Consider the following 24,610-nt stretch of genomic DNA (forward strand, 5'->3'; position numbering starts at 1 on the left):
CGTACCGAGGGGCGGTCACCTTCTTGAGGTGGCCGCCCTTCGGCGTCCGCCGGGCCCGCTTGTTCCGGTGCCGGCCGGGGTGGCCTGGCGTCCCCGAACCGTCGGGGGCCCTGCCCCGAACCCCCGTTCCTCAAACGCCGGAGGGGCTGGAGACGCTCGGGCGTGGCCGGGATCGATCCTGCTGGGGGCGCGGGGAACCGCGCGACCGCCCAGCACCGTCCGCAGACGAACAGGGGGTCCGGGGCGGAGCCCCGGGGGGATGTTCAGGTGCCGGACGCGGGTTCCGGCGGGGCTTCCTTGCCGCGGCGGGGGCGTAGGCGCTCGGCCAGGCCTCGCGTGCGCAGCGCCACCCCCGTCCTCGCCCGTTCCCAGCGCTGCGACACCGACCAGATCACCCTGACGGCTGAGCGCGGGGCGAGAATTGCCCGCAGGGACGGCCAGCGGCCCGCGGCTGCTCGCAGGCCGGCTGCCACCCGGGTCACGTCGTCCGCCAGGCCCGGGGCCGGCCGGGGCTCCGGGGCGTACAGGACCTGTTCCACCGCGCCCGCCGCCCGGTGGACGGACTCGGCCGCCGGGCCGTCGAGGCGGCCCAGGCGGACCACCCGCGCCGCCGCCTTGCGGGGCGTCTGGGAGTCGTCGGGCGCGATGCCGTAGTCCCAGGCCGTGTCGGTGATCTCCTGCCAGGCCGCGAGCGTACGGGCCACCGCGTCGGCCGGGGTGCGCCCGCCCGAGCCGAGCCGCCGGGCCCGGACCCGCCTGCGCCACAGCAGGGGCAGCAGCGGGAGGACCAGCAGCGCGGCCACTCCCAGGGCCGTACCGACCAGGGCCGAGGCCGGGGGACCGCTGTCCGTCGGGCCCGCGACGCCCGCCGCGGCCGAGGGGCCGCAGTCGCCCAGGCGCCGTGCGCTGGGCGGGCAGGAATCCGTGGCGGAGGGCGCCGCCGAGGGCTGCGCCGAGCTACGCGTGGACGGTTCGGCAGGGCTGCTCGGGCTGCCCGCCGGGGCCTGCCGGCGGGTGTAGTCGGGGACGGAACCCCGCGTCGGCGTCGGCTCGAAACGGGTCCAGCCCACGCCCTCGAAGTACAGCTCGGGCCAGGCGTGCGCGTCGCGCAGGCCCACCGACATCGTGCCGTCCGGGCGCGCCGCGCCGGGCGTGAAGCCGACCGCGACCCGGGCCGGGATGCCCAGCGTGCGGGCCATCGCGGCCATCGAGAAGGAGAAGTGGACGCAGAAGCCCTCCTTTTCCTTGAGGAAGCCCGCGATCGCCTCGGTGCCGCTGCCCGACTCGACATGCGTGTTGTACGTGAAGCCGCCGCTGGTGGAGAACCAGTCCTGGAGCTTGACGGCCTTCTCGTAGTCGTTCGCGGCGCCGCTGGTGACCTGCCTTGCCGTCGCGCTCACCACGGAAGGCAGCGAGTCGGGGACCCGGGTGTACTCCTTCAGAAGGTCCGCGGACGGACGCGGGGCATCCGCCAGCTGGGCCGCCGTCGGCCGTACCAGGAGGCTGGAGACCGTGTACTGCGCGCCCCGGGTCGTCTGCTTGCGGTCGCCCACCAGGGTCCGCCCGACCGGCTCGAACCGCCAGTCGCCCTTGATCTTCACCTGGGTCGCGGGGAACGGCATTGGAAGCCAGCTCTGCGCGTACCAGCCGGCCGCCGAGACGCTGGTCTGCACCTCGGTGGTCGCGACCGCCGTGCTCAGCCCGTCGGGCTTCGGCAGCGGATCGGGCACGTCCTTGATGTGCCGCTCCGAGGACTTCCAGGACGCCCCGTCGAACTCGTCGAGCGCGACGATCCGCAGATACATCTCCTTGGTGTCCGGGGCGTTGGTGTTGTACCGCATCACCTCGCGGTCCTCGGGCTGGTTCAGGCTGTTCTGCAGCGACACCAGCGGGTTGACCGCGGAGATGGTCCCGCCGGCTCCGTCCCCGCCGCCACCGCCGCCGGCCCCGCCGAGCAGCCCGCTGTCCAGCGCGGGCAGCATCGCCGGGATCACCAGCGCGATGCCGAGCGCGAGCACCCCGATGCGCCGCCCGGTACGGACCGGGGCCAGCGGCGCGTTGTTCTCGAACACGCTCTGCTGAGGCCGGCCGGGCGCCCGCGCGGCGCCGCCGAAGACCCGCCCCCACTGCGAGAGCCGGTCGCGGCCCTCGGCGAGCAGAAGCAGCAGATAGCCGGCGGCCGCGAGCACGAACCAGAGCCAGCTCGCGCCGCCCCCGGACAGCCCCGCGGCCACCGAGTACAGCGCGAGCAGCGGCAGGCCCGCCGGGGCCGCGCTGCGGAACGTCACCGCGAGCGCGTCCACCGCGAGGCCGATGATCAGCACCCCGCCGACCATCATCAGCCGGATCCCCGGGGTGGCCGGCGCCGGAATCGCGTACTGCCCGACGTCTGAAGTGCCTTGCTGGAGAAGGGAGTTGAGCTGCTCGAAGGCCTCGGGCCCGGGCAGCAGCCCGCCGATCGCCTGCTGGCGCGCGAACACCAGCGTCACCATCAACAGTGCCACCACGGCCTGGGCGAGCACGGTCAGCGGCCGGGCCAGCGGAACCCGCCGGGCCAGCGCGCCGACCCCGCTCAGGATCGCGAGCAGGAACGCGGCCTGGAGGATCCAGCTCGCCGGGTCGACCAGCGGCAGCATCGAGCACGCCGCCATCACCGTGGCCGCGTAGGCGCACAGCGCCAGCCGTCCGCGCCCGCTCATGACCATCCCCCTGCCGTGCCGGCCGCGCCGCCGGGCGCCGCTCCCGCGTTCGTACGTTCCTGGCCCGCCAGCCGCCACAGCTCCGGCAGGGCCGCGCCCGGACGCACCGCGAGCGCCGTCCAGCCCGCCTCGCGCAGCAGCCGCAGCCGCTCCTCGACCGGGCCGCGCGCCTCGGAGCCGTGCATCCACAGACCGCTGTCGAGCACGAAGGCGACCGCCGCGCCGCTGCGCCGCCGCATCTTCGCCGCGACCGCCGCCTGCTCCTCGTCGAGGTCGCCGAAGAACCCGACGAGCAGCCCTTCGTTGCCGCCGCGCAGCACGTCGTACGCGCGCGAGAGGCCGCCGCCGTCGGAGTGGTCGACGACCGCGAGGGTGTCCATCATCAGCCCGGCCGAGTCCGAGGAGTCCTGGGTGGAGCCGGCGAACCCGCCCGCGCCCTCGCCGGGCACCGAACTGCCGGTGTCGGTCAGAAGCCGTACGGAGAAGCCCCGTTCCAGCATGTGCACCAGGGCGGAGGCCGCGCCCGCGACCGCCCATTCGAAGGCCGAGTCGGGGCCCGCGCCCGCGTACGCGATGTCGCGGGTGTCCAGCAGCACCGTGCAGCGGGCCCGCTGCGGCTGCTCCTCGCGGCGCACCATCAGCTCGCCGTAGCGGGCGGTGGAGCGCCAGTGCACCCGGCGCAGGTCGTCGCCGTGCCGGTATTCGCGCGGAATGACGTCGTCCTCACCGGCGAGCGCGAGCGAGCGGTGCCGCCCGTCGCCGTACCCGGCGGCCTCGCCGGACAGCCGCACCGGCGGCAGCGGCTCGGTCCGGGGGATCACGGTCAGCGTGTCGTACGCGCTGAACGCGCGGGTCAGCTCGCACATCCCGAAGGGGTCGGTGAGCCGCAGCTGCAACGGGCCGAGCGGATAGCGCCCGCGCAGGTCGGAGCGCACCCGGTAGGACACCTCGCGCTTGCCGCCCGCCTCGACCCGGTCCAGTACGAAGCGGGGGCGCGGGCCGAGCACGTACGGCACCCGGTCCTGGAGCATGAGCAGGCCGGTGGGCAGCCGCGAGACGTTGTCGATGCGCAGCTGGACCCGGGCCTCGGCGCCGGCCGGGACCCTGCCGGGGGCGAGGCCCCGGCTGCCCGCGACGCGGTAGCGGGTGCGGTAGAGCACGACCGTGCAGACCAGCGGCAGCACGGCGAGCAGCAGCCCGACCCGCAGCAGGTCCTCCTGGCCGAGCACGAAGGCGCAGATCGCGGCGGCGATGCCGGCCGCGAGGAAGGAACGGCCACGGGTGGTCAGGCCGGCGAAGGCGGCCCACAGCCCGCCCTTGGCCTGATCCTCGGCGGACTCGGCGGGGAGCCCCCCGGCCGCCATCACAGCCGCCGGGCGCCGGGCGGCTGCTGGCCGTACAGCGGATTCCCGGCCTGCGGAACGGGCGTGTGCTGGAGGATCTCCAGGACGACCTGCTCGGCGGTGCGCCGGTTGAGCTGGGCCTGTGCGGTGGGCAGCAGCCGGTGCGCGAGGACGGCGACGGCCAGGGCCTGCACGTCGTCGGGGAGCGCGTACTCCCGGCCGCTGAGGGCGGCGGACGCCTTCGCCGCGCGCAGCAGATGGAGCGTGGCGCGCGGCGAGGCGCCGAGTCTGAGATCCGGGTGGTTGCGGGTCGCGCCGACCAGCTGCACCGCGTACCGCCGTACCGAGTCCGCCACGTGCACCTTGCGGACCGCGTCGATCAGCTTGGCGATGTCGTGGGCGTGCGCCACCGGCTGGAGGTCGTCGAGCGGGGAGACCGCGCCGTGCACGTCGAGCATCTGGAGCTCGGCCTCGGGCGTCGGGTACCCCATCGAGACGCGGACCATGAACCGGTCGCGCTGGGCCTCGGGCAGCGGGTAGGTGCCCTCCATCTCGACCGGGTTCTGGGTGGCCACGACCATGAAGGGGCTGGGCAGTTCGTAGGTCTGCCCGTCGATGGTGACCTGCCGCTCCTCCATGGACTCCAGGAGCGCGGACTGCGTCTTGGGCGAGGCGCGGTTGATCTCGTCGCCGATCACGATCTGGGCGAAGATCGCGCCGGGCTTGAACTCGAAGTCCCGCCGCTGCTGGTCGTAGATCGACACGCCCGTGATGTCCGAGGGCAGCAGGTCGGGCGTGAACTGAATGCGCCGGACCGAGCAGTCGATCGACCTGGCCAGCGTCTTGGCCAGCATGGTCTTGCCCACGCCGGGCACGTCCTCGATCAGGAGGTGCCCCTCGGCGAGCAGTACGGTCAGCGAAAGCCGTACGACCTCGGGCTTGCCCTCGATCACACTCTCCACCGACCTGCGGACTCGCTCCGCTGTGGCGGTCAGATCTGTGAGGCTCGCTCGATCGTCATAGGTCGTCACCCGGCCCTCCTCGGCCCTTTCATACGGGCCGATGCACTGCGAACGGCCCGGCCCACCCCGGAATACGGACAGCGCGGCCGAACGGTTCGGACCGGTGTCACTTCCGCATTCTTGTTGCCGTTGCCGCGTCGTGTCACTCGCCTGTGGACAACTGCGGGGGATTGATTGTGAGTTGTCCCCCTATTTCCGTTCCTGTGATCCTCAGCCGGCCGGATCGATTTCCCGCAGCAGCCCCGTCGTCACATCGAAGACGAAGCCGCGCACGTCCTCGGTGTGCGGCAGGAACGGCGAGGTCCGCACCCGCTGCATGGACTGGCGTACGTCCTGGTCGGCGTCGCGGAACGCTTCGACGGCCCAGGCCGGGCGCTGGCCCACCTCGTCCTCGAGCGCGTGCCGGAAGTCCTCGGTGAGGGTTTCCATGCCGCAGCCGGTGTGGTGGACCAGCATGATGCTCGTCGTGCCGAGCGCCCGCTGGCTGATGGTGAGGGAGCGGATCACGTCATCGGTGACCACACCGCCCGCGTTGCGGATGGTGTGGCAGTCGCCGAGTTGGAGACCGAGCGCCGCGTGCAGGTCGAGCCGGGCATCCATGCAGGCCACGACGGCGACGTGAAGGACGGGGCGGGCATCCATGCCGGGGTCGTCGAACGCGGCGGCGTACCGGCGGTTCGCCTCGACGAGCCGGTCGGTCACCGTCCCTCCGCTCTGGACGGTCAGGTGCGAACGGCGGGCAGGAGGCTCTGCGGGTATGTGCGCAGGAGTCGACATGCATATGACGGTAGCCGCCACTGATCGTCCAGTCTTGTCATGGGGGCGGAAAAAGACCGTCAACTCGGGCGTCTGTGAGGTAACCCACAGGCCCCGCGGCCGCTCACCCGAACGAGTGAAAAAAGTGCTCGGCGGCGCGCTGAAGGGTTGATTGACCCGAAGAACGAGTGGACTAAAGTGGCGCGAAGTGGGAGCCGTGACACACGGTCTCCCCCTTTACGGAATCCCAAGCTTCCGGGAAGCACTCCTTCCCGGACCTACGTTTACCCGCGTGCGCGGCGCACGTACGGCTCGGCCTCCTCCCGCCCACCGGTCGGCTGACGCCCCTTCCCCGGCGCCAGCAGTTCGTCCCCTTCACCTCGGGGGAGCGGGGATCCGGCACGTATGCGCGACGCTGCGCCGGATCCTTGAGAGGGCGGCTTTGAGCCAGCGACACGTCCCGGTGATGCTCCAGCGATGCTTGGACATGTTGGCCCCGGCCCTGACCCAGCCGGGTGCGGTCGTCGTCGACTGCACCCTCGGCCTCGGCGGCCACAGCGAGGCACTCCTGACCCAGTTCCCCGAGGCGCGCCTCATCGCCCTCGACCGGGACAAGGAGGCGCTGCGCCTGTCCGGCGAGCGACTGGCTCCCTTCGGAGAGCGCGCCACCCTGGTGCACGCCGTCTACGACGAGCTGCCCGAGGTCCTCGAACGTCTGGGCACCCCCCGCGTCCAGGGCGTCCTGTTCGACCTCGGCGTCTCCTCCATGCAGCTCGACGAGGCCGACCGCGGCTTCGCCTACGCTCAGGACGCGCCCCTGGACATGCGCATGGACCAGTCGACCGGCATGAGCGCCGCCGAGGTGCTCAACACCTACCCGGCCGGCGAACTCGTACGGATCCTGCGGGCGTACGGCGAGGAGAAGCAGGCCAAGCGGATCGTCTCGGCGATCGTCCGCGAGCGCGAGAAGGAGCCGTTCAGCAACAGCGCCCGGCTCGTCGAGCTGATCCGCGACTCGCTGCCGCAGGCCGCCAAGCGCACCGGCGGCAACCCCTCCAAGCGCACCTTCCAGGCGCTGCGCATCGAGGTCAACGGCGAACTCGCCAGCGTCGAGCGGGCGATCCCCGCGGCCGTCGATGCCATCGCGGTGGGCGGCCGGGTCGCGGTGCTCTCCTACCAGTCCCTCGAGGACCGCATCGTCAAGCAGGTGTTCGCGGCCGGCGCCGCCAACACCGCGCCGCCCGGGCTTCCGGTGGTGCCCGAGCGTTACCAGCCGCGGCTCAAGCTCCTCACCCGCGGTGCCGAACTCCCCACGGAGGAGGAGGTCGCCGAGAACCGGCGCGCGGCCCCCGCCCGGCTCCGGGGGGTCCAGCGGATCAGGGAGGACGTGTGAGCAAACCGGCCAGGCAGCTGCGCGGCACGGCCGCGCGGCTCGGCAGGCTGATGCCTTCGCAGGGGGCCAACAGTGCCGCCCGCACCCCGTTCGTGTTCCTGGTCGTCACGCTCCTCGGCGGCGGACTCATCGCCCTCCTGGTGCTGAACTCGGCGCTGAACGCGGGCTCGTTCAAGCTCAGCGAGTACCGCAGGCAAACGACCGAACGCACCGACGAACAGCAGGCGCTGCAACGGGACGTGGACGACCTGTCCGCACCCGACGCGCTGTCCCGCCGGGCCGCCGACCTCGGCATGATCCCCGGCGGCAGCCCCGTCTTCCTGGGCCCCGACGGCACCGTCAAGGGCGCCCTCGCCAATGCGGGCGACCCCTCCCCGGCCGAGGCCGCCGAGCCCGCGCCGCTGCCCGTGGCGCAGAACCCCGACTCCGCACGCCCCAAGCACCACACCCCGGCCCCCCGGCCCCGGCAGCCCGCGAAGACCTCCCCGACCACGGCCCCCGGCAGGTGACGCAGTGAGCCCCAAGGAACCCCCGCGCCGCCGGGTCCCCCCGCCCGCGCGCTCCCGTCCGCCGGCCCGGCGCCCGGCGGCCAAGAAGCTCAGGCTCGGCAGCCACCGGCCCCGGCTTCGCCTGGTCAGCCTCGGACTCACCCTGGTCATGCTGGCCTTCGTCGTACGCCTCCTCCAGGTGCAGGCCATCGACGCCAGCGCGTACGCGGCCAAGGCCGACAAGAACCGGTACGCCAGCTACGCGCTGCCCGCCGAGCGCGGCCGGATCACCGACCGGGCCGGTATCGCGCTCGCCACCAGCGTCGACGCGTACGACATCACCGCCGACCCCACGCTGTTCACCCCCGAGGCCACCAAGATCCCCGACGCCGCCGCGCAGGCGGCCGCGCTGCTCGCGCCGCTGATCGGCAAGGGCCGCTCGGAGCTCACCAAGAAGCTCAAGACGCCCAAGACCCGCTATGTGGTGCTCGCCCGCCGGCAGACCCCGCAGGTCTGGAACCAGATCAAGGACCTGAAGAAGGTCCTCGGCGAGAAGGCGTCCGCCGACCGCGCCAAGGGCGGCCCCGGCGCCAATGTGCTGGCCGGCGTCCTCAACGAGTCCAGCACCAAGCGCGTGTACCCCAACGGCGACCTCGCCGCCGGGATACTGGGTTACGTCAACGCTGACGGCAAGGGCGGCGGCGGCCTGGAGTCGTCCCTGAACAAGGAGCTGGCCGGCACCGACGGCAAGATCACCTACGCCCAGTCCGGCGGCCGCCGGGTGCCGACCGCCGGCACCCACGAGACCCCGGCCGTGCCCGGCTCCGACGTCGAGCTGACCATCGACCGGGACATCCAGTGGATGGCACAGAAGGCGATCTCCGACCAGGTCGCCACGTCCGGCGCCGACCGCGGCTACGTCATAGTGCAACGGTCCGACACCGGCGAGGTCCTGGCCATGGCGAACGCGCCCGGCTTCGACCCGAACGACCTCGCCCAGGCCAACTCGGCCGCCATGGGCAACGCCGCGCTCCAGGACGCCTTCGAGCCCGGTTCTACCGCCAAGGTCATGTCCATGGCGGCGGTTCTTGAGCAGGGCGTCGCGACGCCCGCGACCCATGTGGTGGTGCCCAACCGGCTCCAGCGCGGCGACCGCCTCTTCAAGGACGACATCGACCACCCCACCTGGAACCTGACACTCAACGGCGTACTCGCCAAGTCCAGCAACATCGGCACCATCCTCGCCGTCGAGCAGCTGGGCAAGACCGACGCCCAGGCCGACAACGTCCTGTACTCCTACCTGCGCAAGTTCGGCCTCGGCTCGCCCAGCGGGCTCAACTTCCCCGGGGAGACCCCGGGCATCCTCGCCCCGGCGAGCAAGTGGTCGACCTCGCAGCAGTACACGGTCCGGTTCGGCCAGGGCCTCTCGCTCAACGCGATGCAGGCCGCCTCGGTGTACTCGACCATCGCCAACGGCGGCGTACGCGTCGAGCCGACCCTGGTGCGCGGCACCAAGGGCCCCGACGGGCGGTTCACCCCCGCTCCCGCCCCCAGGCAGTCCCGGGTGATCAGCGAGAAGACCGCCAAGACGCTGGCCCAGATGCTGGAGTCGGTCGTCGGCGACGCCGAGGGCACCGGAACCAAGGCCGCCATCCCCGGCTACCGGGTCGCGGGCAAGACCGGCACCGCCAACCGCATCGATCCCAAGACCGGCACCTACCGGGGCTACACCGCGTCCTTCGCCGGCTTCGCCCCCGCCGACAACCCCAAGATCACCGTCTACTGCGCCATCCAGAACCCCACCAGGGGCAGCTACTTCGGCGGTCAGATCTGCGGCCCCATCTACAAGCAGGTCATGGAGTTCGCGCTCAAGACCCTCCAGGTCCCGCCGACCGGAGCCCAGCCTCCCAACCTGCCCGTCACCTTCGGCGGCAACGACTGAATCCGGAAGCCTCAGTGACAACCATCACCCAGGGCCCTGGGAACCAGGACGGGACCCAGGACGCCGTGCCCCCCTCTTTTGGCGACCCGGCGGGTGCGCCCGGTACGCTCACCGCCGTGCCACACGCTGATCAGTACCGAACCGCCCAGCAGGACGCCCCCGCGAAACAGCCGGGAGCGCCCCGACCGGAACAGGCCCGTCCGACCCCGCTCGGCGAGCTGGCCGAGCGACTGGGGACGAGTAACCCCGGACCGGGAGAGGTCACCGGCATCACGCACGACTCCCGGGCGGTACGCCCCGGAGACCTGTACGCCGCTCTGCCGGGCGCCAACGCGCACGGCGCCGACTTCGCCGCGCAGGCCGCGAGCCTCGGAGCCGTCGCGATCCTCACCGACCCGGCGGGCCGCGACCGCGCCGCCGCGACCGGCCTGCCGGTCCTGGTCGCGGGGGACCCGCGCGGCCGGATGGGCGAGCTCGCCGCCGAGATCTACGGACACCCCGGGCGCGAGCTCCTCCAACTCGGCATCACCGGGACCTCCGGCAAGACCACGACCGCCTACCTCGTCGAGGGCGGCCTGCGCGGCGCCGGGCACGCGACCGGCCTGATCGGCACGGTCGAGATGCGGATCGGCGACGAGCGCATCAAGTCGGAGCGCACCACCCCCGAGGCCACCGACCTCCAGGCGCTGTTCGCGGTCATGCGCGAGCGCGGCGTCGACTCGGTCGCCATGGAGGTCTCCAGCCACGCCCTCGTGCTCGGCCGGGTCGACGGCTGCGTCTTCGACGTCGCCGTCTTCAACAACCTCAGCCCGGAGCACATGGAGTTCCACTCCGGCATGGAGGACTACTTCCAGGCCAAGGCCCAGCTGTTCACCCCCGAGCGGGCCCGGCGCGGCGTCGTCAACTTCGACGACGAGTACGGCCGGCGCCTCGTGACGGAGGCGGGGATCGAGATCACCACCTTCTCCGCCGAGGGCCACCCCGACGCCGACTGGCGGGCCGAGGACGTCCTGGTGCGCCAGGACAGCAGCACCTTCACCGTCGTCGGCCCCAAGGGCGAGCGGATCTCGGCCACCGCCCCGCTGCCGGGCCCGTTCAACGTGGCGAACACCCTCGCCGCCATCGTGACGCTGGCTGTCGCCGGCCTCGACCCGCAGACCGCCGCCGACGGAGTGGCCGCCGTACCCGGCGTGCCCGGCCGCCTGGAGCGCGTGGACGCGGGCCAGCCCTACCTCGCCGTCGTCGACTACGCCCACAAGACGGACGCCGTCGAGTCGGTGCTGCGCTCGCTGCGCAAGGTCACCGAGGGCAGGCTGCACATCGTGCTCGGCTGCGGCGGCGACCGCGACAGGACCAAGCGCGCCCCGATGGGGGCCGCCGCTGCCCGGCTCGCCGACACCGCCGTGCTGACCTCCGACAACCCGCGCTCCGAGGACCCCCTCGCGATCCTCGCCGCGATGCTGGCGGGCGCCGCCGAGGTGCCCGAGCACGAGCGCGGCGAGGTCCAGGTCTTCGAGGACCGTGCCGCCGCCATCGCGTCGGCCGTCGCCCGTGCCGAACCCGGCGACACCGTGCTGGTGGCGGGCAAGGGCCATGAACAGGGCCAGGACATCCACGGAGTGGTCCGCCCCTTCGACGACCGACTGGTGCTCCGCGCCGCCATCCAGAAAAGTCAGGGATGAAGTAGTGATCGCCCTCTCCCTCGCCGAGATCGCCGAAATCGTCGGCGGGCAGCCGCACGACATACCGGATCCGTCCGTCACGGTCACCGGCCCCGTCGTCATCGACTCCCGCCAGGTGGCGGCCGGTTCGCTCTTCGTGGCCTTCGCCGGCGAACGCGTCGACGGCCACGACTACGCGCGGCGCGCCTTCGAGGCGGGCTGCGCGGCGGTCCTGGCGGCCCGCCCGGTCGGCGTGCCCGCGATCGTCGTCGACGACGTACAGGCCGCCCTGGGCGCTCTCGCCCGCGACGTCGTACGCCGCCTGGGCACCGAAGTCGTCGCCCTCACCGGCTCGTCGGGCAAGACGTCCACCAAGGACCTGATCGCGCAGGTGCTCCAGCGCCACGCGCCGACGGTCTTCACACCGGGCTCCCTCAACAACGAGATCGGCCTGCCGCTGACCGCGCTCACCGCCTCCGCGGACACCAGACACCTGGTCCTGGAGATGGGCGCGCGCGGCATCGGACACATCCGCTACCTCACCGGCCTGACCCCGCCCAGGATCGGTCTCGTCCTCAACGTCGGGACCGCCCACATCGGCGAGTTCGGCGGCCGGGACCAGATCGCCCTGGCCAAGGGGGAGTTGGTGGAGGGCCTGCCCGAGGACGGCTGCGCCGTCCTCAACGCGGACGACCCCCTGGTACGGGCCATGGCGTCCCGCACGAAGGCGCGCGTGCTGCTCTTCGGCGAGGCCAAGGACGCGGACGTACGTGCCGAGAATGTCCGGCTCACAGCGGCCGGACAGCCCTCCTTCAGCCTTCACACACCCTCCGGGTGCAGCGATGTGACGTTGCGCCTGTACGGTGAGCACCACGTGTCGAACGCGCTCGCCGCGGCCGCCGTCGCCCATGAGCTGGGCATGTCCGCAGACGAGATCGCCCGCGCGCTCTCCGAGGCGGGCACCCTCTCCCGCTGGCGTATGGAGGTCACCGAGCGTCCGGACGGTGTGACGGTCGTCAACGACGCCTACAACGCGAACCCCGAATCCATGCGAGCCGCTCTTCGCGCGCTCGCGGCCATGGGCAACGGGCGCCGCACGTGGGCGGTGCTCGGTCCGATGGCCGAGCTCGGCGACGACTCGCTCGCCGAGCACGACGCGGTCGGACGGCTCGCCGTCCGGCTCAACGTCAGCAAGCTCGTGGCAGTCGGGGGCCGGGAAGCGTCCTGGCTGCAACTGGGCGCATATAACGAGGGTTCGTGGGGTGAGGAGTCGGTGCACGTGTCCGACGCACAGGCGGCCGTCGACCTGCTGCGCAGTGAACTGCGGCCGGGAGACGTCGTGCTGGTGAAGGCATCCAGGTCGATCGGCCTGGAGCGGGTGGCACTGGCGCTGCTCGACAACGCCGTCGAGGGTGAGGTCGCCGCCCGATGAGGCAGATCCTCTTCGCGGGAGCCATCGGTCTGTTCCTGACCCTGGTCGGCACCCCGCTGCTCATCAAGCTGCTCGCCCGCAAGGGCTACGGCCAGTTCATCCGTGACGACGGCCCGCGCGGCCACGCCGGGAAGAAGGGCACACCCACCATGGGTGGCATCGCCTTCATCCTGGCCACGCTGATCGCGTACGCGCTGACCAAGGTGATCACCAGCGAGGACCCGACGTTCTCGGGCCTGCTGGTGCTCTTCCTGACCGCCGGTATGGGCATGGTCGGCTTCCTCGACGACTACATCAAGATCGTCAAGCAGCGTTCGCTGGGCCTGCGGGCCAAGGCCAAGATGGCCGGACAGCTGATCGTCGGCATCGCCTTCGCGGTGCTCGCCCTCCAGTTCGCGGACGCCCGGGGCAACACCCCGGCCTCCACCAGGCTGTCGTTCATCAACGACTTCGGCTGGTCGATCGGCCCCGTGATCTTCGTGGTCTGGGCGCTGTTCATGATCCTCGCGATGTCGAACGGCGTGAACCTGACGGACGGTCTGGACGGCCTGGCCACCGGCGCCTCCGTGATGGTCTTCGGCGCGTACACCTTCATCGGCCTGTGGCAGTTCCAGGAGTCCTGCGCCAACGCGCAGACCCTGACCAACCCCAACGCCTGCTTCGAGGTGCGAGATCCGCTCGACCTCGCCGTCGTCGCCTCGGCCCTGATGGGCTCCTGCTTCGGCTTCCTGTGGTGGAACACCTCGCCCGCCAAGATCTTCATGGGTGACACCGGTTCGCTCGCGCTCGGCGGCGCGCTCGCCGGCCTCGCGATCTGCTCCCGTACGGAGTTCCTGATCGCCCTCCTCGGCGGCCTGTTCGTACTGATCACGATGTCCGTGGTCATCCAGGTCGGCTCGTTCAAGATGACCGGCAAGCGGGTCTTCAGGATGGCGCCGCTCCAGCACCACTTCGAACTCAAGGGGTGGTCCGAAGTCCTTGTCGTGGTCCGGTTCTGGATCATCCAGGGCATGTGCGTCATCGTGGGCCTGGGACTCTTCTACGCGGGATGGGCAGCCGACAAGTGAGCACCACCTGGCAGGGCAAGCGCGTGACGGTGGCCGGTCTCGGCGTCTCCGGGATGCCGGTGGCCCGGGTCCTCAACGGGCTCGGCGCCGCCGTCACGGTCGTCAACGAGGGCGCCGACGAGCGCTCCCGCACGCAGGCCGCGGAGCTGGAGGCACAGGGCATCACCGTGCGCCTCGGCGACGGGGCCACCCTGCCCGAGGGCACCGAGCTCATCGTCACCACCCCCGGCTGGCGGCCCGACAAGCCGCTGTTCGCGGCCGCCGCCGAGGCGGGCGTGCCGGTCTGGGGCGACGTGGAACTGGCCTGGCGCCTGCGCGACCTGGACGGCCGCACGCCGGCCCCCTGGCTCGCGATCACCGGCACCAACGGCAAGACCACCACCACCCAGATGCTGGCCTCCATCCTGAGCGCGGCGGGCCTGCGGACCGCCGCCGTCGGCAACATCGGCGTCTCGCTGCTCGACGTGGTGCTCGGCGAGGAGCAGTACGACGTGCTGGCCGTCGAGCTCTCCAGCTACCAGCTGCACTGGGCGCCCTCGCTGCGCGCCCACTCGGCCGCCGTCCTCAACCTGGCGCCGGACCACCTCGACTGGCACGGCTCGATGGAGGCGTACGCCGCCGACAAGGGCCGCATCTACGAGGGCAACACCATCGCCTGTGTCTACAACGCGCAGGACAAGGCCACCGAGGACCTGGTGCGCGAGGCCGACGTGGAGGAGGGCTGCCGGGCGATCGGCTTCACCCTCGCCACACCCGGGCCCTCCCAGCTCGGCGTGGTCGACGGCATCCTCGTCGACCGGGCCTTCGTGCAGAACCGCCAGAAGAACGCCCAGGAGCTCGCCGAGGTCTCCGACGTCTTCCCGCCGGCCCCGCACAACATCGCCAACGCCCTCGCTGCGGCCGCCCTGGCGCGCGCCTTCGGCGTCGAGCCCAAGGCCGTACGCGACGGCCTGAAGGCCTTCCGCCCCGACGCGCACCGCATCGAGCACATCGCGGACATCGCGTCGGTGGCGTACATCGACGACTCCAAGGCCACGAACACCCATGCCGCCGAGGCCTCCTTGGCGGCGTACGACCCGATCGTCTGGATCGCCGGGGGCCTTGCCAAGGGTGCCTCCTTCGACGAGCTCGTCCAGCGGTCGGCGAAGCGGCTGCGCGGAGTCGTCCTGATGGGTGCCGAGCGCCACCTGATCGCCGAAGCCCTGGCGCGACACGCGCCCGAGGTCCCGGTGGTGGACCTCGACCGGACCGACACTGGGGCGATGTCGGCGGCGGTCCGCGAGGCGGCCGGGCTCGCCCGGCCGGGGGACACCGTCCTGTTGGCCCCGGCCTGCGCCTCGATGGACATGTTCGCGAACTACAACAAGCGCGGCGAGGCCTTCGCGGAAGCGGTCCGCGAACTCGCCGCAGGGCACGCCTAGCCGGACCACCCGTTCCACGGACCGGCGGCGCCGGGCACGACTGGAGGGGACAGCACACATGGCGGCCGATGTTCTTGGCGGCTCCGGGGACACCCCGCGAGGGGTGTCCGCAGTCGCCGGTCTTCTCCTGCGCAGCCGCACCGCCGGGCCGGTGCGGCGCCCTGCCGTCCGCGGCGGCACCGGCGGCGCCCCCCGGCGGCCCGGACCGCGCGGCGTCAGGCGCCTGATCGACCAGTTCAGGAGGGCCTGGGACCGCCCTCTGACGGCGTACTACCTGATCCTCGGCAGCGCCCTGCTCATCACCGTGCTCGGCCTCGTGATGGTCTACTCCGCCTCCATGATCAAGGCGCTCGAACTGTCGCTGCCGGGCTCGTACTTCTTCCGCAAGCAGTTCCTCGCGGCCCTCATCGGCGGCGGCCTCATGATCGTCGCGGCCCGCATGCCCGCCAAGCTCCACCGGGCGCTCGCCTACCCGATGCTGGCCGGCACGGTCTTCCTGCTGATCCTGGTGCAGATCCCCGGGATAGGGAAATCCGTCAACGGCAACCAGAACTGGATCTACCTCGGCGGCCCCTTCCAGCTCCAGCCCAGCGAGTTCGCGAAGCTGGCGCTGCTTCTGTGGGGTGCCGATCTGCTCGCCCGCAAGCAGGACAAGCGGCTCCTGACCGAGTGGAAGCACATGCTTGTGCCGCTCGTGCCGGTCACCCTGCTGCTGCTCGGGCTCATCATGCTCGGCGGCGACATGGGCACGACGATCGTCCTGACCGCGGTCCTGTTCGGCCTGCTCTGGCTGGCCGGCGCCCCCACCCGGCTCTTCTCGGGCGTGCTGGCCGTCGCGGGGGTCCTGGCCGCCCTCTTCATCAAGATCAGCCCGCACCGGATGGGCCGGCTCAACTGCATCGGCGCCACGGACCCGGGCCCGCAGGACCAGTGCTGGCAGGCGGTGCACGGAATCTACGCGCTCGCCTCCGGCGGATGGTTCGGATCCGGCCTGGGTGCAAGTGTGGAGAAATGGGGCCAACTCCCCGAGCCCCACACCGACTTCATCTTCGCCGTCACCGGTGAGGAACTGGGTCTGGCAGGGACGCTGTCGGTCGTCGCCCTCTTCGCGGCTCTAGGCTATGCGGGTATCCGCGTGGCCGGACGCACGGAGGACCCCTTCGTGAGGTACGCAGCGGGAGGTGTGACCACCTGGATCGTGGCCCAGGCCGTGATCAATATCGGTGCGGTGCTCGGCCTGTTGCCGATCGCCGGTGTCCCGCTCCCGCTGTTCTCCTACGGAGGGTCCGCGCTGCTGCCGACCATGTTCGCCGTGGGGCTCCTGATCGCGTTCGCGCGGGACGACCCCGCGGCGCGGGCGGCGCTTGCCATGCGGCAGCCTCGGGTGAGTTGGAAGTCGATGAGACGGCGCGTCAAGAAGCGTCCGTCCGGAGAGCGGTGAATTTCGGTGCATGTCGTACTCGCCGGTGGGGGGACCGCCGGCCACATCGAGCCCGCGCTCGCCCTCGCGGACGCCCTGCGCAGGCAGGACCCCACCGTGGGGATCACGGCACTCGGTACGGAGAAGGGCCTGGAGACCCGGCTCGTGCCCGAGCGCGGCTACGAGCTCGCGCTCATCCCGGCCGTCCCGCTGCCCCGCAGGCCCACCCCTGAGCTGATCACCGTCCCCGGGCGGCTGCGCGGCACCATCAAGGCCGCCGAGCAGATCCTGGAGCGCACCAAGGCCGACTGTGTCGTCGGCTTCGGCGGCTATGTGGCGCTGCCCGGCTACCTCGCGGCCAAGCGGCTCGGGGTGCCGATCGTGGTCCACGAGGCCAACGCCCGGCCGGGCCTGGCCAACAAGATCGGCTCGCGGTACGCGGCTTCGGTGGCCGTCGCCACCCCGGACAGCAAGCTGCGCAACTCCCGCTACATCGGCATCCCGTTGCGCTACTCGATCGCGACGCTCGACCGGGCCCGGGTCCGCCCCGAGGCGCGCGCCGCGTTCGGGCTCGACCCGGGTCTTCCGACGCTGCTCGTCTCCGGCGGCTCGCAGGGTGCCCGGCGCCTGAACGAGGTCATCCAGCAGATCGCCCCGGTGCTCCAGCGCTCCGGCATTCAGATCCTGCACGCGGTCGGGCCGAAGAACGAACTGCCGCGTGTCGACAACATGCCCGGGATGCCGCCGTATGTCCCGGTACCGTACGTGGACCGGATGGATCTCGCGTACGCCGCGGCCGACATGATGCTCTGCCGCGCGGGCGCGATGACCGTCGCCGAACTCTCCGCCGTCGGGCTGCCCGCCGCGTACGTACCGCTGCCGATCGGCAACGGCGAACAGCGGCTGAACGCCCAGCCGGTGGTGAAGGCCGGCGGCGGACTCCTCGTCGACGACGCCGAACTCACTCCCGAGTGGGTGCAGGGCAACGTCCTCCCGGTGCTCGCCGACCCGCACCGGCTGTACGAGATGTCGCGCTCCGCCGCCGAGTTCGGGCGGCGGGACGCCGACCAACTCCTCGTGCAGATGGTGTACGAGGCCATCGCAGGACGCTGATCAACTGACGGAAGGCAGGGACCGTGGCCGGACAGGCGACCGCTCAGCGCGGTGGCGGACAGACCAAGAAGTCCGTGAAGTCCGGCCGGTCCGGCCCCCGTCCCCAGCGGAGCCGCCGCTTCCGGCTGCCTCGCCGGCGGGCTCCGATCGTCCTGGCCGTCGCCGTCGTTCTCCTCGGCGCGGGCCTCGTCTGGGTGCTCTACGGCTCGACCTGGCTGCGCGTCGAGCACGTGAAGGCCACCGGGACGGAGGTCCTGACGCCCCGGGAGGTCGAGGCGGTGGCCGCGGTGCCGATCGGTTCGCCGCTGATTTCCGTCGACACGAGGGCGATTGGGGCGCGATTGCGCCAGAAACTGCCGCGTATCGACTCCGTCGAGGTGGTCCGTTCCTGGCCGCACGGGATCGGTCTGAAAGTGACCGAACGCAAGCCCGTCCTGGTCATGAAGAACGGTGCGAAGTTCGACGAAGTGGACGCGAAGGGTGTGCGTTTCGCCACCATCCAACAGCCCCTCAACGGCGTCCCGCTGCTCGAATTGACCCCCTCGCACTCCCCGAGTCAGCGGCGGTTCGGCACCGACCGGCTCGTCCGCGAAGCGGTGGGCATCGCGGGTGAACTCCCGCCCGCCGTCGCCAAGGAGACGCGTTCCGTCAAGATTTCCACGTACGACTCCGTCACGTTGGAGTTGACCGGCGGCCGCAGCGTGCTGTGGGGAAGCAGCGAGGAAGGTGAGCTGAAGGGACGTACCCTCAGTGCACTGATGAAAGCGCGGCCGAAGTCGGCCCGCTTCGATGTGAGCGCCCCCACCGCCCCTGCGGTATCGGGTAGTTGACGGACATATGCGCTGGCCAGCACCCTGGTTGGTCAGCGACACGGGTGATCACATAGGGTGAAAAGAAAAACGGGAGGTTCGGCGTGTTCGTTGAACGCGCGCCACTTGTCGACTTAGTGTCCTGTTCGGAAGAGTCCAGCGAACAGACACACTGGTAACCCTAAACTTCAACGTTAGGGTTCGGGCCGGCGATACGGACCGTCCCAATCGGCATTCGTCGTCACCTTGCGGCAACCGCGAAGTGACGACCCGTAACTCGAGGCGAGAGGCCTTCGACGTGGCAGCACCGCAGAACTACCTCGCAGTCATCAAGGTCATCGGTGTCGGCGGCGGTGGTGTCAATGCCATCAACCGAATGATCGAGGTCGGTCTCAAGGGCGTCGAGTTCATCGCGATCAACACTGACGCACAAGCACTGTTGATGAGCGACGCCGACGTCAAGCTCGACGTCGGCCGTGAACTCACCCGCGGCCTCGGGGCCGGAGCCAACCCGGCAGTCGGACGCAAGGCGGCAGAGGACCACCGTGAGGAGATCGAGGAGGTCCTCAAGGGGGCCGACATGGTCTTCGTCACCGCCGGCGAAGGCGGCGGCACCGGCACCGGCGGCGCCCCCGTCGTCGCCAACATCGCGCGCTCGCTCGGCGCCCTGACGATCGGTGTGGTCACCCGCCCGTTCACCTTCGAGGGCCGGCGCCGGGCGAATCAGGCGGAGGACGGCATCGCCGAGCTCCGCGAAGAGGTCGACACCCTCATCGTCATCCCGAACGACCGGCTGCTCTCCATCTCCGACCGCCAGGTCAGCGTCCTGGACGCGTTCAAGTCCGCCGACCAGGTGCTGCTCAGCGGTGTCCAGGGCATCACGGACCTGATCACCACGCCGGGCCTCATCAACCTCGACTTCGCCGACGTCAAGTCGGTCATGTCCGAGGCCGGTTCGGCGCTCATGGGCATCGGCTCGGCCCGCGGCGACGACCGCGCGGTGGCCGCCGCCGAGATGGCGATCTCCTCGCCGCTCCTGGAAGCCTCCATCGACGGCGCCCGCGGCGTGCTCCTCTCCATCTCCGGCGGCTCCGACCTCGGTCTCTTCGAGATCAACGAGGCCGCCCAGCTGGTCAGCGAGGCCGCCCACCCCGAGGCCAACATCATCTTCGGCGCGGTCATCGACGACGCCCTCGGCGACGAGGTACGCGTCACGGTCATCGCGGCCGGCTTCGACGGCGGACAGCCGCCGGCCCGCCGGGACAACGTGCTCAGCGCCTCCGCGTCCAACAAGCGCGACGAGCCCGCTCCTTCGCGCCCGGCCGAGGTGTCCCGCCCGCTCGGCGGACTCGGCACGGTCCGCGAGGAGCCGCCGGCCCCCCCGGCCCCGGTCGAGCCCGCCCCGGTCAACGAGGCCCCGGCCCCCTCGGCCATCCCGACGGCCCGTCCCTACCCGGACAGCCAGGCCGAAGAGCTGGACGTCCCGGACTTCCTCAAGTGACTGAAGTGACGTTTCGAAGCGATCTCTTGAAGTGATACGAGAGCAGGGCACTGTGAGCGGCGCGCACTTCGCCTTCACCGACCGGTGGGGCGGGGTGAGCGCCGTTCCGTACGAGGAGCTCAACCTCGGCGGCGCGGTCGGCGACGACCCGGCCTCGGTCCGCACCAACCGCGAACGGGCCGCCACGTCGCTCGGGCTCGACCCGGCCCGGGTGGTCTGGATGAACCAGGTGCACGGCCGCGAGGTCGCCGTCGTCGACGGCCCCTTCGGCCCCGGCGACCGGACCGCGGTGGACGCCGTGGTGACGGGCCGTCGCGGAACCGCGCTCGCGGTGCTCACCGCGGACTGCACCCCGGTCCTGCTGGCCGACCCGGTGGCGGGGGTCGCGGGCGCGGCTCACGCGGGCCGGCCCGGAATGGTCGCGGGCGTGGTGCCCGCCGCCGTCGAGGCGATGGTCTCGCTCGGCGCCCACCCGGCCAGGATCGTCGCCCGCACCGGCCCCGCCGTCTGCGGACGCTGTTACGAAGTACCCGAGCGGATGCGGGCCGAGGTCGCCGGGACCGAGCCCGCCGCCTGGTCCGAGACCAGCTGGGGCACCCCCGCCGTGGACGTCACCGCGGGGGTGCTCGCCCAACTGGCCGCCCTCGGCGTCACCGATGTCGAGGCCTCGCCGGTCTGCACGCTCGAATCGCCCGACCACTTCTCGTACCGCCGCGACCGCACCACTGGGCGGCTCGCCGGATATGTCTGGCTGGACTGACGACTCATGACGGATCGCAAGACCGAACTCGCCGAGAACCTCGCACGGGTGGAGGAACGTATCGCCTCCGCCTGCGCCGCCGCCGGGCGCAAGCGCGCGGACGTGACCCTCATCGTGGTCACCAAGACCTACCCGGCGAGCGATGTGCGCCTGCTGCACGGACTCGGCGTACGCCATGTCGCGGAGAACCGGGACCAGGACGCGGCCCCCAAGGCGGCGGCCTGTGCGGACCTCGACCTGACCTGGCATTTCGTGGGCCAGTTGCAGACCAACAAGGTTCGTTCTGTTGCCAGTTATGCCGATATGGTGCAGTCGATCGACCGGGCCAAGCTGATCGGTTCGCTCTCGACCGCGGCCGTACGGGCCGGGCGCGAGCTGGGCTGCCTCATCCAGGTGGCCCTGGACGCGGAGTCCGGCGAGCGGGGTGAGCGCGGAGGGGTCGCCCCCGACGGGATCGAGGAGTTGGCCGCGCTGGTCGAACAGGCGCCCGGGCTCCGGCTCGGCGGTCTGATGACGGTGGCGCCGCTGGCCGGTGAATACGCCGGACGGCAACGGGCGGCCTTCGAGCGGCTGCTGGAATTCTCATCCCGCCTGCGCGCGGACCATCCGGCTGCGAACATGGTGTCAGCAGGGATGAGTGCGGACCTCGAAGAGGCCGTTGCGGCCGGAGCGACACATGTACGCGTCGGAACGGCGGTACTCGGAGTCCGACCCCGGCTCGGGTAACGTCGCGAAGCAAGTCGGACCACAGCAGAAAATATGGTCATTCCCACTCTTCGGTGGGCAGACCGGCGTGGATCGTGGGCCCTTGGTGACGCTGCCACTTGGCGACAGGAGCGATCCACCACAGAGCGGAGGAATCTGAGCATGGCCGGCGCGATGCGCAAGATGGCGGTCTACCTCGGCCTCGTGGAGGACGATGGGTACGACGGCCGGGGGTTCGACCCCGACGACGATTTCGAACCCGAGCCCGAACCGGAGCGCGACCGTCGGCGGCACCAGCCTCCGCACCAGTCCCAGCTCCAGGACGAACGGGACGAACCGGTACGAGTAACTCAGCCTCCGGCACCGAGAGAACCGGTTCAGCTATCGGTAGAAAGCGGGCGTCCGGCGCGAATTGCACCCGTGGCGTCCATCACACCTGAACGTCCGAGCCTGGAGAAGAACGCACCGGTGATCATGCCCAAGGTCGTGTCCGAGCGGGAGCCGTACCGCATCACCACACTGCACCCGCGGACCTACAACGAGGCCCGTACCATCGGGGAACACTTCCGCGAGGGCACTCCTGTGATCATGAATCTCACGGAGATGGACGACACCGACGCGAAGCGACTTGTCGACTTTGCCGCCGGACTCGTCTTCGGCCTGCACGGCAGCATTGAACGGGTGACGCAGAAGGTGTTCCTGCTGTCTCCTGCTAACGTCGATGTCACGGCGGAGGACAAGGCCCGCATCGCAGAGGGCGGATTCTTCAACCAGAGCTGAGAACACGACACCGGGAACGAACCGGCCGGGAACGGGCCGGGGCTTGTGAAGCAAGGGGAGAGGGAAGCGCGAGATGGGCGTCGCACTACAGGTGGTCTACATCGCGCTGATGTGCTTCCTCATCGTGCTGATCTTCCGGCTCGTCATGGACTACGTCTTCCAGTTCGCCCGTTCATGGCAACCCGGTAAGGCGATGGTGGTCATTCTTGAGGCCACCTACACTGTCACCGATCCACCGCTCAAGCTTCTGCGGCGGTTCATTCCGCCGCTGCGTCTCGGGGGCGTGGCACTCGACCTGTCCTTCTTCGTTCTGATGATCATCGTCTACATCCTGATCAGCATCGTGGTCAGGTTGTGAACGATACGGTCCTGCCGACTGCCGACGACTACGTAGAGGTGAAGAAGAGATGCCGCTGACCCCCGAGGACGTGCGGAACAAGCAGTTCACGACGGTCCGCCTCCGAGAAGGCTATGACGAGGACGAGGTCGATGCCTTCCTCGACGAGGTCGAGTCGGAGCTGACGCGACTGCTCCGCGAGAACGAGGATCTGCGCGCCAAGCTGGCCGCCGCCACCCGCGCCGCCGCGCAGAACCAGCAGCAGCAGGGCATGCGCAAGCCGGAGCCGCAGGACGGCCGAGGCCCGGGTGCACCCGTACCCGCCGCCATATCCGGTCCGCCGCAGGTCCAGCAGCAGCCGCAGATGGGTCCGCCCCAGCTGCCCAGCGGTGCGCCGCAGCTGCCGGCGGGACCTGGCGGTCACGGCCCGCAGGGCCAGCACGGCCCGGGCCAGATGGGCCAGGGCCCCATGGGCCAGGGTCCGATGGGCCAGAACCAGCTGGGTCAGGGCCCCATGGGCCAGATGGGCGGCCCCATGGGCGGCCACGGCTCGCAGATGGGACAGCCGGCCCAGGCTCCCGGTGGCGACAGCGCCGCCCGGGTGCTCTCCCTCGCGCAGCAGACCGCCGACCAGGCGATCGCGGAGGCCCGTTCCGAGGCCAACAAGATCGTCGGCGAGGCCCGCAGCCGCGCCGAGGGTCTGGAGCGCGACGCCCGTGCCAAGGCGGACGCCCTGGAGCGGGACGCGCAGGAGAAGCACCGCGTCGCGATGGGCTCCCTGGAGTCCGCCCGCGCCACGCTGGAGCGCAAGGTCGAGGACCTGCGCGGCTTCGAGCGCGAGTACCGCACGCGGCTGAAGTCCTACCTGGAGTCCCAGCTGCGTCAGCTGGAGACCCAGGCGGACGACTCGCTCGCGCCGCCGCGCACTCCGGCGACCGCGTCGCTTCCGCCGGCTCCGCAGATGAGCGGGTCCATGGCGTCGGCCGGTGCCGGGGCGATGGGGCACCCGATGGGTGGCCAGCAGTCCATGGGCGGCCAGCAGTCCATGCCGAGCGCGCCGTCCTACGGTGGTCAGCAGCAGATGTCGCCGGCGATGACCCAGCCGATGGCGCCGGTGCGGCCGCAGGGGCCTTCGCCCATGCAGCAGGCTCCTTCGCCGATGCGCGGCTTTCTGATCGACGAGGACGACAACTGACGGGGTCTGCGCGTGTGACCCACGCGTAGCCGTCGGCAGGCTGCGAGGGCCGGTTCCGGGGTTTCCCCTGGTGCCGGCCCTTTGCCGTGCCCTGGGCGGAGCCGGTCGGCGGGCTGCGGGTGGTGGGCGCCTGGCGGCTCGGCGGGTGCGCTGGGGCTCTGCCCCGGACCCCGTCGGCCCCTCCCCGCCCCTTCCCCAAACCCTCCGGGGGTGTGGAGTGGGCTGATGCCCGTTGCCGGGGGCGCTGTCCCCGGGCCCCGCTCCTCAAACGCCGGAGGGGCTGATTTTGTGCGCGGTCGGGTACGGACCGTCGATGGTTGCTCGCGCAGTTCCTCGCGCCCCTGGCAGGGTTGATCCCGGCCGCGGCGCCGCATCTTCAGGCCGTCCGGCTTCTTCCGTGCCGCCCAGGCAGGCATCCCCAGCCTGTCCTGGGGTCTCGGGAAGGGGCGGGGTGGGGCAGGAAACGCGACGGCCCGCCCCCCGGGGTTCCGGGGGCGGGCCGTCGGTGGGAGGAGCCGCTACGCCTTGCGGAGGCGGAACGTCAGCGACAGGGGCTCGTCCGTGAAGGCGGAGCCGTACGTGGCGTCGGCGGACCCCGCCGCGTAGTCCGTGGCCAGGACCTCGTCCGCGATGAGGCCCGCGTGGGCCGTCAGGGCCGAGGACACCTCCGGGTCCGTGGACTCCCAGCGCACCGCGATCCGGTCCGCCACATCGAGCCCGCTGTTCTTGCGGGCCTCCTGGATCAGCCGGATCGCGTCACGGGCCA

General features: G+C 71.3%; 21 protein-coding genes. 16 read left to right on the forward strand and 5 right to left on the reverse strand.

Annotated features, from left to right (window positions below; all coding sequences use genetic code 11):
* Positions 1 to 263: 263 nt before the first annotated feature.
* From ABD346_RS05340 to ABD346_RS05355, 4 genes are all read right to left on the reverse strand, one after another.
* Positions 264 to 2,699: a transglutaminase TgpA family protein gene (locus tag ABD346_RS05340; RefSeq protein ID WP_344372100.1), complete on the reverse strand. Its 2,436-nt coding sequence runs from the start codon at positions 2,697 to 2,699 to the stop codon at positions 264 to 266.
* Positions 2,696 to 4,063: a DUF58 domain-containing protein gene (locus ABD346_RS05345; RefSeq protein ID WP_344372103.1), complete on the reverse strand. Its 1,368-nt coding sequence runs from the start codon at positions 4,061 to 4,063 to the stop codon at positions 2,696 to 2,698. The genes ABD346_RS05340 and ABD346_RS05345 overlap by 4 nt, the downstream gene beginning before the upstream one ends.
* Entirely contained in the window at positions 4,063 to 5,073 is a 1,011-nt protein-coding gene (locus ABD346_RS05350) for an AAA family ATPase (protein WP_344372106.1), read from the reverse strand. Before ABD346_RS05350 ends, ABD346_RS05345 begins: the two co-directional genes overlap by 1 nt.
* Positions 5,074 to 5,274: 201 nt before the next feature.
* On the reverse strand, positions 5,275 to 5,841 hold the full coding sequence (locus ABD346_RS05355; RefSeq protein ID WP_344372109.1) for a beta-class carbonic anhydrase: 567 nt from the start codon (positions 5,839 to 5,841) through the stop codon (positions 5,275 to 5,277).
* Positions 5,842 to 6,262: 421 nt separating this feature from the next.
* Here ABD346_RS05355 and rsmH point away from each other — a divergent pair, with 421 nt between their 5' ends.
* The 16 genes from rsmH to ABD346_RS05435 all read left to right on the forward strand — a co-directional run bounded on the left by rsmH (position 6,263) and on the right by ABD346_RS05435 (position 23,844).
* The gene (gene rsmH, locus ABD346_RS05360; protein ID WP_344372112.1) at positions 6,263 to 7,213 is read left to right on the forward strand and encodes a 16S rRNA (cytosine(1402)-N(4))-methyltransferase RsmH; all 951 of its coding nucleotides are present in this window, start codon (positions 6,263 to 6,265) and stop codon (positions 7,211 to 7,213) included.
* The gene (gene ftsL / locus ABD346_RS05365; RefSeq protein ID WP_344372115.1) at positions 7,210 to 7,722 is read left to right on the forward strand and encodes a cell division protein FtsL; all 513 of its coding nucleotides are present in this window, start codon (positions 7,210 to 7,212) and stop codon (positions 7,720 to 7,722) included. The genes rsmH and ftsL overlap by 4 nt, the downstream gene beginning before the upstream one ends.
* Before the next feature lie 4 nt (positions 7,723 to 7,726).
* Positions 7,727 to 9,643: a peptidoglycan D,D-transpeptidase FtsI family protein gene (locus ABD346_RS05370; RefSeq protein WP_344372118.1), complete on the forward strand. Its 1,917-nt coding sequence runs from the start codon at positions 7,727 to 7,729 to the stop codon at positions 9,641 to 9,643.
* 14 nt (positions 9,644 to 9,657) lie between these two features.
* Positions 9,658 to 11,325: a UDP-N-acetylmuramoyl-L-alanyl-D-glutamate--2,6-diaminopimelate ligase gene (locus ABD346_RS05375; protein ID WP_381227392.1), complete on the forward strand. Its 1,668-nt coding sequence runs from the start codon at positions 9,658 to 9,660 to the stop codon at positions 11,323 to 11,325.
* Positions 11,326 to 11,329: 4 nt separating this feature from the next.
* Positions 11,330 to 12,736 (forward strand): UDP-N-acetylmuramoyl-tripeptide--D-alanyl-D-alanine ligase, encoded by a 1,407-nt coding sequence (locus ABD346_RS05380; RefSeq protein ID WP_344372121.1) that lies wholly within the window; start codon positions 11,330 to 11,332, stop codon positions 12,734 to 12,736.
* Positions 12,733 to 13,803, forward strand: coding sequence for a phospho-N-acetylmuramoyl-pentapeptide-transferase (gene mraY, locus ABD346_RS05385; protein WP_053727773.1), 1,071 nt, complete (start codon positions 12,733 to 12,735; stop codon positions 13,801 to 13,803). Before ABD346_RS05380 ends, mraY begins: the two co-directional genes overlap by 4 nt.
* On the forward strand, positions 13,785 to 15,224 hold the full coding sequence (gene murD / locus ABD346_RS05390; protein WP_344372125.1) for a UDP-N-acetylmuramoyl-L-alanine--D-glutamate ligase: 1,440 nt from the start codon (positions 13,785 to 13,787) through the stop codon (positions 15,222 to 15,224). The genes mraY and murD overlap by 19 nt, the downstream gene beginning before the upstream one ends.
* Positions 15,225 to 15,282: 58 nt before the next feature.
* Positions 15,283 to 16,665, forward strand: coding sequence for a putative lipid II flippase FtsW (gene ftsW / locus ABD346_RS05395; protein ID WP_344372128.1), 1,383 nt, complete (start codon positions 15,283 to 15,285; stop codon positions 16,663 to 16,665).
* 6 nt (positions 16,666 to 16,671) lie between these two features.
* Positions 16,672 to 17,757 carry an undecaprenyldiphospho-muramoylpentapeptide beta-N-acetylglucosaminyltransferase gene (gene murG / locus ABD346_RS05400; protein ID WP_053727775.1) on the forward strand — a complete coding sequence of 362 codons (1,086 nt, stop codon included), beginning with the start codon at positions 16,672 to 16,674 and terminating at the stop codon, positions 17,755 to 17,757.
* Between the two features lie 23 nt (positions 17,758 to 17,780).
* The gene (locus ABD346_RS05405) at positions 17,781 to 18,587 is read left to right on the forward strand and encodes a cell division protein FtsQ/DivIB (protein ID WP_344372131.1); all 807 of its coding nucleotides are present in this window, start codon (positions 17,781 to 17,783) and stop codon (positions 18,585 to 18,587) included.
* Positions 18,588 to 18,864: 277 nt separating this feature from the next.
* Positions 18,865 to 20,067, forward strand: a complete 1,203-nt coding sequence (ftsZ, locus tag ABD346_RS05410) for a cell division protein FtsZ (protein WP_189961110.1) — start codon at positions 18,865 to 18,867, stop codon at positions 20,065 to 20,067.
* A 52-nt stretch (positions 20,068 to 20,119) separates the two neighbouring features.
* The gene (pgeF, locus tag ABD346_RS05415; RefSeq protein WP_381227397.1) at positions 20,120 to 20,827 is read left to right on the forward strand and encodes a peptidoglycan editing factor PgeF; all 708 of its coding nucleotides are present in this window, start codon (positions 20,120 to 20,122) and stop codon (positions 20,825 to 20,827) included.
* Positions 20,828 to 20,833: 6 nt separating this feature from the next.
* Positions 20,834 to 21,553, forward strand: a complete 720-nt coding sequence (locus tag ABD346_RS05420) for a YggS family pyridoxal phosphate-dependent enzyme (RefSeq protein WP_344372138.1) — start codon at positions 20,834 to 20,836, stop codon at positions 21,551 to 21,553.
* Between the two features lie 141 nt (positions 21,554 to 21,694).
* Positions 21,695 to 22,312: a cell division protein SepF gene (locus ABD346_RS05425; protein ID WP_344372140.1), complete on the forward strand. Its 618-nt coding sequence runs from the start codon at positions 21,695 to 21,697 to the stop codon at positions 22,310 to 22,312.
* A 73-nt stretch (positions 22,313 to 22,385) separates the two neighbouring features.
* On the forward strand, positions 22,386 to 22,670 hold the full coding sequence (locus tag ABD346_RS05430; RefSeq protein ID WP_053727781.1) for a YggT family protein: 285 nt from the start codon (positions 22,386 to 22,388) through the stop codon (positions 22,668 to 22,670).
* 49 nt (positions 22,671 to 22,719) lie between these two features.
* Positions 22,720 to 23,844, forward strand: coding sequence for a DivIVA domain-containing protein (locus ABD346_RS05435; RefSeq protein ID WP_344372144.1), 1,125 nt, complete (start codon positions 22,720 to 22,722; stop codon positions 23,842 to 23,844).
* Between the two features lie 518 nt (positions 23,845 to 24,362).
* On the opposite strand, the gene ABD346_RS05440 is transcribed toward ABD346_RS05435, so the two are convergent.
* A partial coding sequence (locus ABD346_RS05440) for a DUF5915 domain-containing protein (protein WP_344372146.1) occupies positions 24,363 to 24,610 on the reverse strand: 248 nt, incomplete at its 5' end.

Origin of the sequence: Streptomyces mauvecolor, from assembly GCF_039532965.1 — a bacterium.
Classification (GTDB): domain Bacteria; phylum Actinomycetota; class Actinomycetes; order Streptomycetales; family Streptomycetaceae; genus Streptomyces; species Streptomyces violascens.